This window comes from Nonlabens sp. MB-3u-79, from assembly GCF_002831625.1.
Taxonomy (GTDB): Bacteria; Bacteroidota; Bacteroidia; order Flavobacteriales; family Flavobacteriaceae; genus Nonlabens.
The window spans coordinates 1,852,225-1,866,194 of record NZ_CP025116.1; the positions used below are offsets into that span (position 1 = coordinate 1,852,225).

General features: G+C 37.7%; 11 protein-coding genes. 7 read left to right on the forward strand and 4 right to left on the reverse strand.

Annotated features, from left to right (window positions below; translation table 11 throughout):
* Nucleotides 1-23: 23 nt before the first annotated feature.
* The 7 genes from CW736_RS08145 (at nt 24) to CW736_RS08175 (ending at nt 10,318) form a co-directional block, all read left to right on the forward strand.
* On the forward strand, nt 24-2,012 hold the full coding sequence (locus CW736_RS08145) for a peptidylprolyl isomerase (protein WP_232735321.1): 1,989 nt from the start codon (nt 24-26) through the stop codon (nt 2,010-2,012).
* A complete protein-coding gene (locus tag CW736_RS08150; protein ID WP_232735322.1) occupies nt 2,005-2,856 on the forward strand; it encodes a peptidyl-prolyl cis-trans isomerase in 852 nt (283 codons plus the stop codon). Before CW736_RS08145 ends, CW736_RS08150 begins: the two co-directional genes overlap by 8 nt.
* A complete protein-coding gene (locus CW736_RS08155; protein WP_101013486.1) occupies nt 2,816-4,285 on the forward strand; it encodes a peptidylprolyl isomerase in 1,470 nt (489 codons plus the stop codon). The genes CW736_RS08150 and CW736_RS08155 overlap by 41 nt, the downstream gene beginning before the upstream one ends.
* 21 nt (nt 4,286-4,306) lie before the next feature.
* Nucleotides 4,307-5,260: an AAA family ATPase gene (locus CW736_RS08160; protein ID WP_101013487.1), complete on the forward strand. Its 954-nt coding sequence runs from the start codon at nt 4,307-4,309 to the stop codon at nt 5,258-5,260.
* A gap of 502 nt (nt 5,261-5,762) precedes the next feature.
* Complete coding sequence (locus CW736_RS08165; protein WP_101013488.1) at nt 5,763-8,030, forward strand: aconitate hydratase; 2,268 nt, start codon at nt 5,763-5,765, stop codon at nt 8,028-8,030.
* Nucleotides 8,031-8,663: 633 nt separating this feature from the next.
* Complete coding sequence (locus CW736_RS08170) at nt 8,664-9,383, forward strand: DUF3291 domain-containing protein (protein WP_101013489.1); 720 nt, start codon at nt 8,664-8,666, stop codon at nt 9,381-9,383.
* Between the two features lie 2 nt (nt 9,384-9,385).
* On the forward strand, nt 9,386-10,318 hold the full coding sequence (locus CW736_RS08175) for an ion channel (protein ID WP_101013490.1): 933 nt from the start codon (nt 9,386-9,388) through the stop codon (nt 10,316-10,318).
* Nucleotides 10,319-10,324: 6 nt separating this feature from the next.
* On the opposite strand, the gene CW736_RS08180 is transcribed toward CW736_RS08175, so the two are convergent.
* The 4 genes from CW736_RS08180 to CW736_RS08195 are packed head-to-tail and all read right to left on the reverse strand — an operon-like array spanning nt 10,325 to nt 13,967.
* Nucleotides 10,325-11,458, reverse strand: coding sequence for a lycopene cyclase family protein (locus CW736_RS08180; protein ID WP_101013491.1), 1,134 nt, complete (start codon nt 11,456-11,458; stop codon nt 10,325-10,327).
* Nucleotides 11,437-12,054, reverse strand: coding sequence for a carotenoid biosynthesis protein (locus CW736_RS08185; RefSeq protein WP_101013492.1), 618 nt, complete (start codon nt 12,052-12,054; stop codon nt 11,437-11,439). Before CW736_RS08185 ends, CW736_RS08180 begins: the two co-directional genes overlap by 22 nt.
* Nucleotides 12,051-13,517 carry a 1-hydroxycarotenoid 3,4-desaturase CrtD gene (gene crtD / locus CW736_RS08190; protein WP_101013493.1) on the reverse strand — a complete coding sequence of 489 codons (1,467 nt, stop codon included), beginning with the start codon at nt 13,515-13,517 and terminating at the stop codon, nt 12,051-12,053. Before crtD ends, CW736_RS08185 begins: the two co-directional genes overlap by 4 nt.
* 3 nt (nt 13,518-13,520) lie before the next feature.
* A complete protein-coding gene (locus tag CW736_RS08195; RefSeq protein ID WP_101013494.1) occupies nt 13,521-13,967 on the reverse strand; it encodes a sterol desaturase family protein in 447 nt (148 codons plus the stop codon).
* Between the last annotated feature and the right edge of the window lie 3 nt (nt 13,968-13,970).

Genomic DNA, 13,970 nt, shown 5'->3' on the forward strand with positions numbered 1-13,970 from the left:
TTGCTATCCTTGAAATGAAAGATATGATGTATATAAAATATAAAAAAAGCCTCCTAGGTATAGCGGTGTTGCTATTTTCTTTGGTATCCTACGCTCAAAAAATAGAAGACGCCACCTTTCTTACCATAGATGGGATGGACTATGATGCAGGGACTTTCATGAAATTTTATTTTAAGAATATAGATATCGTTCAAGACGAAGAACAAAAAGATATTGATAACTACCTGGATCTATATATTGACTACCGTTTAAAGTTACAGCAAGCTTATGAATTAGAGCTGGATAAAAAGGAAAGTCATATTAGAGATATTCAAAGTACTCGTTCTAGTTTGGCACAACCTTATTTAACAGATAATAAAGTGACAGCAAGCTTAGTTAAAGAGGGATATGAGCGAGGTTTGCAACAGGTAAGCGCGAGCCATATTCTAATTAAAGTAAGTCGGGGAGCTTCTCCTTCAGATACTTTAATGGCCTGGAATAGGATCGAGGCTATTTATAAAGAACTTCAACAAGGTGCCGATTTTGGATCCCTTGCTAGAACTAAAAGTGAAGGTCCTAGTGCAGGTAACGAAGGAGGTTTAGGCTGGTTCGGTGCTTTTGTGATGGCTTATGAATTTGAGACAGTCGCCTACGAGACGCCAGTAGGTACCTTTTCAAAACCTATAAGAACAGATTTTGGATATCATATCGTTTATGTAAATAATAAAAGAGCAGATCCTGGAGAAGTGACCGTAGCGCACATCATGACTTTTGATAAACAAGAAGAGGGTGAGCAAACAGCAGCGAGCCGTATTCAAGAAATATACCAACAACTGGAGGAAGGAAGAAGTTTTGAGGAACTTGCTAGAGAATTCTCTGATGATGAAAATAGTGCTGCTCGCGGGGGAAGGCTCGATAAATTTGGTACTGGTGGAATAGACGAGACTTTTGCAAATGCTGCTTTTGAACTCCAAGAAAAAGGAGCGTATAGCAAGCCGGTAGAAACTAAGTATGGCTGGCATATCGTTCAACTACTGGAAAAGCATCCTCTAAAAACTTTTGACGAGTTGGAAAGGGAGCTTAGAGATAAAATTCAAAAGTCACCACGTTCTAGAAAGATTACTGAGGCGTTTACGGGTCAGCTTAAAAAACAATATCAAGTTCCTGGAAAATTAGTATTGCCTAAGGAAGTTTATGATCTCGTGAACGATAGTTTAATCTTGGAGAGAAAGTACGTTTTTGATAAGAATCAACCCGCAAACACCACCGAGCTTTTTAAAATTAGAGAAACCAACTATACCATCACTAACTTTCTTTCTTACGTAGAGCAAAAGCAATTAAAGGAATTCACTTTTTACGCTAATAAAAAAGAAAAGTTAGACGCCTTTTATGAGGCTTTTGTAACGGAGAAAATTATTTCTTACTACGATTCTAATTTAGAGAGAGATAACGAAGACTTTAGATTCTTATACAATGAATTTAAAGAAGGCTTCTTAGTGTTTGACCTAATTGAAACACAAATATGGAATAAAGCAGATAATGATTCGGTGGGGCAGCAGGATTATTACAATCGCTATAAAGGCAAGTATACATGGAAACGCAGGTTAGATATTGACCTTACGCAAAGTACATCAGAAGAAGTGGCTCTTGAAGTTAGAAAAATGTTGCAACAAGGAATCGCCACAGATTCTATAAAAGCCCGTCTTAATGTTGATAATAAAACTAAAGTGATGATTTCTTCTGGAATAGTAGAAGACACATACCATAGATTGCCGGACGATTTTGAAGTGCAATTAGGAGTTTCTAAAGTACATCATGATGATGGAGATAGTTTTTATAAAGTCATACAAGTAAATGAAATCATAGAGCCATCTGTTAAAAACATAGAAGAATCAAGAGGTAGGGTCATTAATGATTACAAACAAGAGCTAGAAAAAAACTGGATAGAGGATCTTAGAAAAGGTCATCAAATAGAAATTCATAGAAAGGTGTTCCAAAAAGTAAAAGCTCAAATAAAAACACAACTTGATTAAAAAGACCCTATTTATAACGCTTTTCATTTCCTTAGTCTCTTGTGGGTACTTTACAAAAGAGACCCCGCCAGATACTGTGGTAACTTTAGGTGCGCATTATTTGGATAAAGATGATATCGCGCGACTTTTACCACAGGGGTATACACTACAAGACAGCACTCAAATTGTAGATGCATATATAAATAAGTGGGCAACAGATCATTTGTTAATGGATAATGCAATCGATAATATTTCACAAGACAGACAGGTGCAACTGGATCAATTGATTGAAAATTATCAAATAGAATTATACGCCCAAGAATACCTGGGAGAATTAACCAAGCAAAATCTAGACACACTCATCTCAGAAAAGGCAATTCTAGCTTTCTATGAAAAACGCAAAGAGGACTTTAAATTAAATGAAGATTTGGTTCAGTTTAGGTTCGTTCAACTAGATCCTCTTAACACTGATTTGCAAAAAATAACAAAGTGGTTCAATAAAGGCGACGTAAATTCGTTGAAGAAAGTAGACAGCCTTAGGCTATCTTATCGTAATTATTTTTTAAACGATAGCATCTGGATAAAAAAGAGTGCCCTTTTTGACGCTATGGACGTGATCAACGTAGCAAATGAAAAGTTATATATAAAAGAGAATAAAACGTGGAAGCTAGAAGATAGTCTTGGCGTATATTTGGTGCGATTTAATAAGGTGCTTAAACGCGGGGATCGCGCGCCTTTATCCTATGTAAAACCTACTGTAAAACAGGTGTTGCTCAACAGGAGTAAACTTGCTTATATTAAAAAATTAGAAAAAGATTTATTAAATGACGCTATTAACAGTGATAAACTTCAAATCAATAACTAAATACCTGGCCATTATTACTGTTTTCGTTTTCGCGAAAGCGGTAACTGCACAAACTGCAGTAGAGCAAGATGTTGTAGCTTTAGATAACAAGAATGTACAAGAAACGCTGGCCGCAATGGACAGTGTGAAACCCCGTACAAAAACCCGATTTCTTATAGAAGGAGTGGCTGGAGTCATCGGTGATTATGTCATCTTAGGGTCCGATATCGTAACTGCAAAAGCTCAAGCAAAGAGAGAAGCAGGTATATCTGATATCTCCAGCTGTGAATTGATGGAAAGCTTGCTTTCAGAAAAAATGTATGCACATCATGCCATTCAAGACAGTATCACCATAGGTGATCGAGAAATAGAAGGTAGAACAGAAGGTCAAATTCAATATTTTAAGAATGCCCTTCAAACTAACGATGATCAAAAGATCGCAGACTTTTATAAAAAGGAGAATATTGCACAGGTGAGAGAAGCTTTAAATCGTGTCAATCGTGACGGACTACTAGCACAGCGTATGCAAGAACGTATTACCGAGCAGGTAGAAATCACTCCAGAGGAGGTTCGTGAATTTTATAAATCCATACCAGAGAAAGATTTACCACTTTTTAATACAGAGGTAGAAATGGCTCAAATTGTGGTAATACCAGAGCCAGAAAAGGAAGAAGTAAATCTGGTAATTAATAAATTAGCAGGATATAGAGCAGACGTTATTGATAACGGTGCTGATTTTGCAGCAAAAGCAACGCTTTATTCTGACGATACAGGGACGGAGCGTCAAGGTGGGGTTTTATCGCTTAAGAGGAATGACCCATTTGTAAAAGAATTTAAGGATCAAGCTTTTTCACTCCAAGAGGGTGAAATCAGTGAGCCTTTTGAAACCATGTTTGGTTGGCATATTCTTTATGTAGAGAAAATACGTGGACAAATTAGAGATGTGAGACACATTTTATTAAAGCCCTATATTTCTGTAGCACAAGTTGAAAATTCAAAGGCAGAGTTAAACGCTATGCGAGATCGCATTATCCTAAATGAGATCAGTTTTGGAGATGCTGCAAAAGAAATTAGTGATGAAGAAAAGACAGCTCAAAATGGTGGTAAAATCATCAATCCTAACACAGGAACTGGTAGAATAGAAGTTACCAGATTAGAATCTGATATGGCTTCTACCTTACAATTTCTTGAAAAGGGAGACCTCAGTGGTGTTATAGAAGAAACGGACCCTCGCATGGGATCAACAAACTTTAAAGTAGTTTATATTATTGATAAAATTCCAGATCATAAAGCAAATTATGCCAATGATTATTTGAAAATCAAAGATTTAGCCTTGAAGGATAAGCAAGTAAAGGCTATCAATAAGTGGCGTAATGAAAAAATTACCGATACTTATATCAAGATAGGAGCAGAATACAAAGACTGCGATATTCTTAATGCCTGGAATTAATTCTCATAAAACCATCCCTTCATGTCAGATGTAGCTGCGATAGATCACTTGGTAAAAAAACACCAGGAGCTTAAAAAAGAAATTGCCAAAGTAATAATAGGACAGGACAATGTCATCAATGAGATATTGATTGCGGTTTTCTCTGGGGGTCATGCGCTTCTTGTAGGAGTTCCAGGACTGGCAAAAACTTTAATGGTAAACACTATATCGCAAGCTTTAGGATTAAACTTTAAACGCATTCAATTTACCCCAGATTTGATGCCTAGTGATATTGTAGGTAGTGAAATTTTGGATGAGAATAGGACTTTTAAATTTCTAAAGGGACCTGTTTTTTCCAACATCATTCTTGCAGACGAGATCAACCGTACACCGCCTAAAACTCAGGCGGCACTTCTAGAAGCCATGCAGGAGAAATCAGTAACTGTAGCGGGTCACAATTATAAATTAGATGCTCCCTACTTTGTACTAGCAACTCAAAACCCAATTGAGCAGGAAGGAACCTATCCTTTGCCGGAGGCACAGTTGGATAGATTTATGTTTTCTATCAATTTACAATATCCCTCTTTTCAAGAAGAGGTAGATGTGGTAAAAGCAACTACTGGAGATCATAAGCCAGTGGTAAATGCGTTATTTACAGCCCAAGAAATTGTGGACTTTCAGCAATTAGTAAGACGTATTCCAGTCGCAGATAATGTGATTGAATATGCGGTTACTTTGGTTGGTAAGACACGACCTAAAAGCGATGCAGCACCAGAGATTGTAAAAGAATACTTAGATTGGGGCGCCGGACCTCGAGCTTCACAGAATCTTATTTTAGCAGCAAAAACGCACGCAGCCGTTAATGGTAAATACAGTCCAGATATTGAGGATGTAAAAGCCGTTGCGACAAGTATTTTAAGGCATAGAATCATAAAAAATTACAAAGCAGAGGCCGAAGGTCATACCGAAGAAAGTATCATTGATCGACTGCTGTAGAAAAGAACCCTTAGTTTTGATATACTCCTACCTTTAATCGTTTCCAGACAAAACTGGAAAGAATCGAGCTTTCGTTATGTATGGAGAACGTTTAAATTGATCTTACATAAATTTGGCTTAGACTATACTCTCATCTAATAGTTTTTTAAATCTCTATTTCCGAGCACCTGTTTTCTGTAATGACAGAAAGTGTTTATCTTATATTTAATCGTTCCTCCCAATGTATCATGTGGTTTAGGTCTTTTTTGATACAGAAAATACCATTATAGATATTTCTAATCACGCTTTCGCGAAAGCGGAAACATTACCATCGTTATCGTTAATTGTAGAACTGATAATATAAACAGGGTGAAATTATCAAATTGACAAAATAAGAACCTTGGACAGCTTATTATTTTAAGAATGTCTAAACAACTGTGGTAGCGCGGTGAGACTTTCATTTTACGTAGCATTTTTGTAACTTCGCGTTCCTAAAAAAAATTGATTAATTAAATTTAGATATATGGCTTTTGATATAGATATGATTAAAAAGGTGTATGCTGAGATGCCAGCGCGCGTGAATAAAGCACGTGAAACTACTGGTAAACCACTTACACTTGCTGAGAAGATTTTGTATTCTCATCTTTGGGATGGTGTTCCTGGCAAACCCTTTACTAGAGGAAAAGATTATGTTGATTTTGCCCCGGATCGTATCGCATGTCAAGATGCTACGGCTCAAATGGCTTTGCTACAATTTATGCAAGCTGGAAAAGATAAAGTTGCTGTGCCTACAACGGTACATTGTGATCACTTGATCCAAGCTAAAAATGGAGCGTCTATGGACCTTCAAAGCGCATTGAATACTTCTAACGAAGTGTTCAACTTTTTAGAATCAGTATCTGATAAGTATGGAATTGGTTTCTGGAAACCTGGTGCCGGTATTATACACCAAGTAGTTCTTGAGAATTATGCATTCCCTGGAGGAATGATGATAGGAACAGATTCTCACACCGTAAACGCAGGAGGACTAGGAATGGTTGCCATAGGAGTAGGTGGAGCAGATGCTGTTGATGTTATGGCAGGAATGGCATGGGAATTAAAATTCCCTAAATTGATAGGGGTGAAACTTACCGGTAAATTATCTGGATGGACAGCGCCTAAAGATGTCATTCTTAAAGTGGCTGAAATTCTTACTGTTAAAGGAGGAACTGGAGCTATTGTAGAATACTTCGGAGAAGGAGCAATGAATCTTTCCTGTACAGGAAAAGGAACCATTTGTAACATGGGAGCTGAGATAGGAGCAACGACTTCTACTTTTGGTTATGACGATTCTATGGAGCGTTACTTACGTGCTACAGATAGAGCTGATATTTCAGATGCAGCAAATGAAGTCAGAGAGCATCTTACAGGAGATGCTGAGGTGTATGCTAATCCAGAGCAGTATTTTGATCAAGTAATTGAGATCAATTTAGATACCCTAATGCCACAAATTAATGGACCATTTACTCCAGACCTTGCGACAGAATTGGGTGCCATGAATGAAAAGGCGACTAAAAATGGATGGCCACTTAAAGTGGAATGGGGACTTATAGGTTCTTGTACCAACTCTTCCTATGAAGATTTATCACGCGCGAGCTCTATCGCCCAACAAGCCATTGATAAAAAGTTAAAAACTAAAGCAGAATTTGGTATCAACCCAGGTTCAGAAAAAGTGCGTTACACCACCGAGCGTGACGGAATCTTAGGCATATTTGAAAAATTAGACGCTAAAATATTTACAAACGCTTGCGGACCATGTATAGGTCAGTGGGCGCGTTATAGCGATCCTAAAAATGCTCCTAAAAACTCCATCATTCACTCGTTCAATAGAAACTTTGCAAAACGTGCCGATGGTAACCCTAACACTCACGCCTTTGTAGCTTCACCAGAAATGGTTGCCGCAATTGCGATTGCAGGACGTCTGGACTTTAATCCTATCACTGATACATTGATCAATGAAGACGGAGAAGAAGTGATGCTAGATGAGCCTACAGGATGGGAATTGCCTCCTAAAGGTTTTGAAGTAAAAGATGACGGTTACTTAGCGCCGCAAGAAGATGGAAGTGGTGTAGTAATTAAAGTGGATGAAGATTCAGAACGCATTCAAATATTAGAGCCATTTACACCTATAGGTACGGATATTTCTAAAGCAAAATTGTTGATCAAAGCATTTGGTAAATGTACCACCGATCATATTTCTATGGCAGGGCCTTGGTTGCGTTACAGAGGTCACTTAGATAATATTTCTAACAACTGTTTGATAGGTGCAGTAAATGCGTACAACAAGCAAACCAATTTGGTGAAAAGTCAGTTAGATGGTGAATATGATGCTGTGCCGGCAACGGCCAGAGCTTATAAAGCTGCTGGGATTCCTTCTATTGTTGTAGGAGATCATAATTATGGGGAAGGTTCTTCTAGAGAGCATGCTGCCATGGAGCCACGTTTCTTAGGTGTAGTTGCTGTGATTGTGAAATCATTTGCACGTATTCATGAGACCAACTTGAAGAAACAAGGGATGTTAGGACTTACGTTTGCAAACGAGGCAGACTATGACTTGATCCAAGAAGATGATACCTTTAACTTTGTAGATTTAGCCTCTTTCTCTCCAGATAAGCCACTTACGATCGAAGCTACTCATGCAGACGGTTCTATGGAAACGATTATGGCAAACCATACCTATAATGCTGCTCAAATCGGCTGGTTCCATAAAGGAAGTGCCTTGAATAAAATTAAAGAAGAAAACGCCGCTTAATAAAGCGTTTTCATTATATTAAAAAGCCTCTTAAGAAATTAAGAGGCTTTTTTTATGGGTTGGGTTTTCGCTTGCGCGAAAGCGAGGACTATATAATCCTTTTTAAGATTTTAATCTTTTATCAGCTCTTCTAAATTTCTTGTAAAAGGATATTCCAAATAGAGCTAATTGAACGAGAGCTACTAAAAACAGCAGTTCATAAGTTGATTTCTCTCCTCCACTAAGAACAAAGTATACAGCTAGGAATAAAAAGATCTTTGAAATGACTAGATATCTAAAAGGGGATCGTATAAATGTATAAATCTTGCTCATGTTTCATTTTTTACTACTGCAATATAGAAATTTGATCTGATATTTCTAAAACTTTATTTATACGTTGGTCCTGAAGCTAGTATTGTTTTTCATAAGTTTTAAGTTATCAATAATCTGTCAGTCTTATCTGTGTTTCTCCATAAACGCTGTGGAGTTTTTAATGGGTGGCATTTCTGAGCTCGTCAGATCATGGCGACTATTTTTACTGGAAAAAAGTAAGAGAGTTAGTAGTAATGAAGTATATTTCATAAGAATTGGTTGGATGCTTTTTTACAACAATAATTTAACCATTTTAATTGCAGTGCGATCTATCTTTGTTTCATGTCTCAACAAATTACAACCCTCACATTTTTCAAATATCCCAGCCTCCAACAAAAGCTTTGGGCTTTTGGAATGATGCAATTTGCTCATGCACCTTTAAAGAAAGTAAAAGGATTAGAGTTTTACAAGCTTTTAGGTTCGGGTAAAAAGAATTTTGATCCCCTACCAGACTGGGGTGTTTATGGTTTGTTGCAAGTTTGGGATAATGAAGCAAGTGCAAAGGACTTTTTTGCAGAGGCTAAGCTCTATAAACGTTATGTAAACCACAGTGCACAACAGCTTACTTTTTACCTCAAAAGCATCAAAGCTCATGGACAGTGGTCCAAGCAAAATCCATTTGAATCTAGTGACTTATTAGATGAGAATAATGAGATGATTGCTGTTATTACTAGAGCTACGATTAAGCTTAGAATGCTTAAGAAGTTCTGGGATTACGTGCCTATTTCTCAAAAGGATCTCGTAGATAATCCCAGTTTATTGTTTACCGCTGGAGTAGGAGAGCGACCAGTGACACAAATGGCCACTTTCAGTTTGTGGGAAGATGCAAGGGCTTTAAAAAAGTTTGCTTATCGCAGTCAGAATCATCGCCACGCGGTGCAACAAACACAAGCCTTGCAGTGGTATAAGGAAGAGATGTTTACCAGATTTCAACCTTTTAAAATTACAGGTCAGTGGAGTGGGTTTGAAATTCCACCATCTTTAATAAGTAACGAACAATAGATTTGGAAGAGCATAAAGAAAAAAAATTCAATGACTTTGGTTTAGCTGAGAAGTCAGAATCTGATGGGTACCGAGCGGTCAATAAAGACGGTTCTTTTAATATCACTAAAACGAACGTTCCTTTTTTTGAAAGACTCAACTTCTTTCATAATCTGGTTACGATGAGTTGGTTCCATTTTTTCGTTTCTATTTTAATAGGATATTTTATAGTTAATTTTCTGTTTGCAGGTATCTACATGTGGATCGGTGTAGAAAACCTGACAGGAACTTATGGCATCACCAACTTAGAACAATTTACAGAAACCTTTTTCTTCAGTGCTCAAACAATTACAACCTTAGGCTACGGTCGGGTAGCACCTATAGGACTTGCAGCAAATATAGTTGCAGCGATAGAATCCATGCTAGGATTGTTGACCTTTGCACTGGCTACAGGTTTGCTTTATGGTAGGTTTTCAAAATCACGCACCAAAATAAAATACAGTGATATAGGTGTTATTGCTCCATACTTAAATGGCAACGGCTTTATGATACGGGTGGTGAACCCACAGAATAATGAATTGCTAGAGGTCAATGCAGATTTAAGTGTCTCCTTTAGAAAGGAAGGATCACAGCATAGAGAATTCCACAATTTAAAACTAGAAAGAAACATGGTGTTTTTCTTTCCATCAGTCTGGACAATTGTGCATCCTATTGATGAGATGAGTCCGCTTTATAAAATGACAGAAAAGGAATTTGAAGAAAGAAACGTTGAGTTCATTGTGATGCTCAAAGCATTTGATGAATCTTCTTCTCAAACGCTGTACTCTAGATCTTCGTACAGGGCAGAAGAAATAGTTTGGGGGGCTAAATTTACGTACCTCGGGCAACATAAAGATGGAAAGCTGCATATAGACGTCAGTGGCTTGAATACCTATGATCAACGAGATTTACAGTAAGAATTTTTAGAAAAGCCTTTTAAAAAAGGCACTCAAAAATGGTTTTGAGGTCATAGGAAGCATGATGCTTAACTCTTGTACAAAACTTGTTTCTTCATCTAGAAAAGCAAATATCCTTTTGATCTTATTCTTCTTGTAAAGGGTGTGAAACACTCGAGCACCCCGGTCGTTATCGCCATGCAGTACGTCTAACATGATCTCATCATAAAAGCGAAATTTCTTAGAGATCATTCCGTGATTTATATCTCGATCTGAAAGAATATTGTCGACCAATTGAGCGGCTTTTTTCTCACTCATTTTAAAACTATAACCTGTAGAAGGTTTTACCCAGCCGCCAGCAGTTCCAATTTTAAAAATATTTTTTTTATGGTGTTGTTCAAACTTATAGGTGCTCATAGGGATGATACCTTGCTCGGTTTTCTCAACACTATAATTCTCTATTTTTAAAAAATCGCTGATGTATTCTTTTAGATACCTGTCGTAGGTTTCATCGCTTACCACATCTTTAGAGAAGTAGGTAAACTCTACCAGTGCTTCTGTTTTTGAATAGGGTAAAATATAAGTAAAACTCGTGGTTCCTAGATCTCTTAAACGGTAATCCATCATCACAAATTCTTCGGGATTAAAAACCGGTTGTTCTGTTTTGATGACCCAACCTTTAAAATGTTGTAGTAAGGTGATGGCCTGTGTGTCTGTAAAAAAGGCTTTGTCGATTCGGCTGTCCAATACCAAGTCTGCAGTAATTCTCGAGTGATCGCATTCTATTTGTTGCACCTTATTTCCGTACACCTTCTGTACTTTCTCTTCTAAGAGTTGGAAGTTAGGGTGTTGTTGTAATTTCGCTTTCGCGAAAGCGATAAAATCACGGCTCTCAATGGTCTTATAAACATATCCATCAAGATCCAGATGTATAAAATCATGAGGCATGATAAAGCTGCCTTTATCCCAGCTGTGAGAGATCAAATGATCCCAGAGACCTTTACCTTGCTCCCAATACGACCAAGTTTTTTCCAAAGAATTTGCTTTAAAGTCATCGATGACGACGACTTTAAGATTGGTTTTACGACGCAATAATTCTTGCACCACATGACTGCCAGCGCAGCCCATACCTATAATCGCTATATCGTAATGATGATCCATAGACTAATTGCAAAAAATAGTTGAACGCCATATAGATGATAAGAAATAAGCTTATTACCTCGGAGTTTAAATTGAAGTGAAACGGCATGAAGTGCCCCCGCAATAATGAACCAGCAAAGATAGTTGAACCAGTCTGCGCCGCCCTCAAAATGCCAGAAACCTGCAAAATCACAAATTTGTTCTAGAAAATAATCAACACCTACCATTAAGGCAGCTCCTGTGGCAATGATGGCGATGGGAGACTTGAAAATGCTTTTGGCAATTACATGAGTAGTAAAGGTGAGCAGGGCCCAGTTCACCCCTATGAGTAGTGGAATGCCATCTAATTTAGGGCCAAAGTTTTTACCGTAATAATAATCGCCAAAAAGACTCCCTGTATGCACACCTATCCATTCGACCCCTATTCCTGTGATCATAAATGCCATAAATAAAAGCAGTTTATTACGAGAATCAATTTTAAAAAAGAAGATTAAAAAGAACAGCAAATACATGATGGTAAATGGCGACTTAGGAAGAAAGAAATCTTCATACCCAATCGCAATTCCTATCAATGCTGCTAGGTGCAAAACCCATAAAAAAACAATGGCTATTCTCATAGAGCTGTTTTTAAAATAAGGTCAGAAGTGATTTGAGCACTTAATAAACACAAAGGGATTCCTCCCCCAGGATGCACTGAACCACCCACATGATACAAGTTTTTAATTTTATTATTGAAATTAGGATGTCTTAAAAATGCGGCAAATTTATTATTGCTCGCTGCCCCGTAAAGGGCACCTCTATAAGAGCTAGTATTGGATTCAATCCCCTGAGGGGTAAGGATGTATTCGGTTTTAATATGCTCTGCGATGTCTACGTTTAGGCATTTTTTAATTTTCTGGATGATGCGCTCTTTTGATTGGGTAACCATCTTTTCCCAGTCTTGTCCATAATCACCAGGCGCGTTGATCATCACAAACCAATTTTCATGACCTTTAGGCGCGTCTTCTGGAGATTCTTTGCTCGTTATGTTGATGTAAACGGTAGGGTCTTCAGAGAGCGTCTTGTGTTGAAAAATATGCTCAAATTCAGCTGCGTAATGTTCAGAGAATAGAATGTTGTGTAATTCTAAATCAGGAAAAGTGCTGTCAATTCCCCAATAGAAAATTAGTGCACTACTGGAGCGTTCTTGTTCCAGTGTTTTTTCTGGAGCTTTAACGTCACGGATTAATTTTTTATAAGTCGGATAAATATCCATATTGGATACGACTAGATCTGTTTTATAAGAACCATTTTCGGTAGTGACAGCAGTAACTTTTTTCTTGTGGTGATTGATTTGGGTGACGCTTTCGCGAAAGCGGAATTCAATTCCAACTTCTTGTGCGAGTTCAAATAGGGATTGTGAAATACGGTGCATACCTCCATGCGGATAATAGGTACCTAAACCAAGCTCAAGATGTGGTATCATACTCATAATACCTGGTGTTTGATAAGGCGATGAGCCGTTATAGGTGGCGTATCTATTAAAGAGTTGGGTGAGCTTCGGATTTTTAAAAACCTGATTCTCTTCATCTAAAGTATTTGATATTCCTAAAAAAGGGGCATTGATTAAAGCTTTTACCGTATCCAGGGACAGGTAAGTAGCAACTTTATGCAGTGATTTTTCTAGGAAAAGACTTTTGGTAAGTTGGTACTTTTTCTTGCTCTTGCAGAGATAAGTTTCAATGGTGTTTTGATCTTCAGAAAAAGTCTTTGCTGCTGTTTCTACAAATTTTTGATTATCTGTACTCGCTTTAAAAACAGTACCGTCTTCCCAAAAATAGTGACAAGCTGTTTGCTTAGTTTTATAAGAAAAAGGAACTTTTGAATTAGGGAATAAGTCTAATAGGTCATCGATAAGATGTGGAAGAGTGAATAAAGAGGGTCCCAAGTCAAATCGGTAGCCGCCTTGTCGTATGGCGTGTAATTTACCACCAGCATAGTCATTCTTTTCAAACACCTGTACTTTAAAACCTTGTTTATGAAGTCTCAAAGCCGTGGCGAGTCCACCTATTCCAGCGCCTATAACGATGGCTGTTTTCATAATTTATTTGAAATACTTGAAAGGAACTACCAGCATACCGAAGTTTTCGCCGTCTGCTTTTCCTATGTGTTTATGGTGCATTTTGTGAGCACGTCTTACGCCTCTTGCATATTTATTGTCTGCTTTGCGCAACCATTTAAAGCGTTGGTGTATAAAGACATCATGCACCACAAAATAGGCGATACCATAGGCTAAGATCCCTGCGCTCATAGGTAATGCCCACCATAAATCTAACTCACTATGAGCCACTTTAAGTGCTATACTGATCACCGCATAAAAGACAAAAAACCAGTCATTTTTTTCAAACCAACTGTCGTGTTTTTTATGATGATGGTCTTCATGAAGATTCCATAAAAAACCATGCATAACATATCTGTGCATCCACCAAGCATTAAATTCCATAATGGAAAATGTGCCTATAAATATTACTGTCCACAATACTATATCCATGTT

Excerpts from the sequence above, each read along its gene's own strand:
- CW736_RS08145 (WP_232735321.1), top strand. The coding sequence starts at position 24 with ATGATGTATATAAAATATAAAAAAAGCCTCCTAGGTATAGCGGTGTTG.
- CW736_RS08155 (WP_101013486.1), top strand. The coding sequence starts at position 2,816 with ATGACGCTATTAACAGTGATAAACTTCAAATCAATAACTAAATACCTG.
- CW736_RS08160 (WP_101013487.1), top strand. The coding sequence starts at position 4,307 with ATGTCAGATGTAGCTGCGATAGATCACTTGGTAAAAAAACACCAGGAG.
- CW736_RS08165 (WP_101013488.1), top strand. The coding sequence starts at position 5,763 with ATGGCTTTTGATATAGATATGATTAAAAAGGTGTATGCTGAGATGCCA.
- CW736_RS08170 (WP_101013489.1), top strand. The coding sequence starts at position 8,664 with ATGTCTCAACAAATTACAACCCTCACATTTTTCAAATATCCCAGCCTC.
- CW736_RS08180 (WP_101013491.1), bottom strand. The coding sequence starts at position 11,458 with ATGGATCATCATTACGATATAGCGATTATAGGTATGGGCTGCGCTGGC.
- CW736_RS08185 (WP_101013492.1), bottom strand. The coding sequence starts at position 12,054 with ATGAGAATAGCCATTGTTTTTTTATGGGTTTTGCACCTAGCAGCATTG.
- crtD (WP_101013493.1), bottom strand. The coding sequence starts at position 13,517 with ATGAAAACAGCCATCGTTATAGGCGCTGGAATAGGTGGACTCGCCACG.
- CW736_RS08195 (WP_101013494.1), bottom strand. The coding sequence starts at position 13,967 with ATGGATATAGTATTGTGGACAGTAATATTTATAGGCACATTTTCCATT.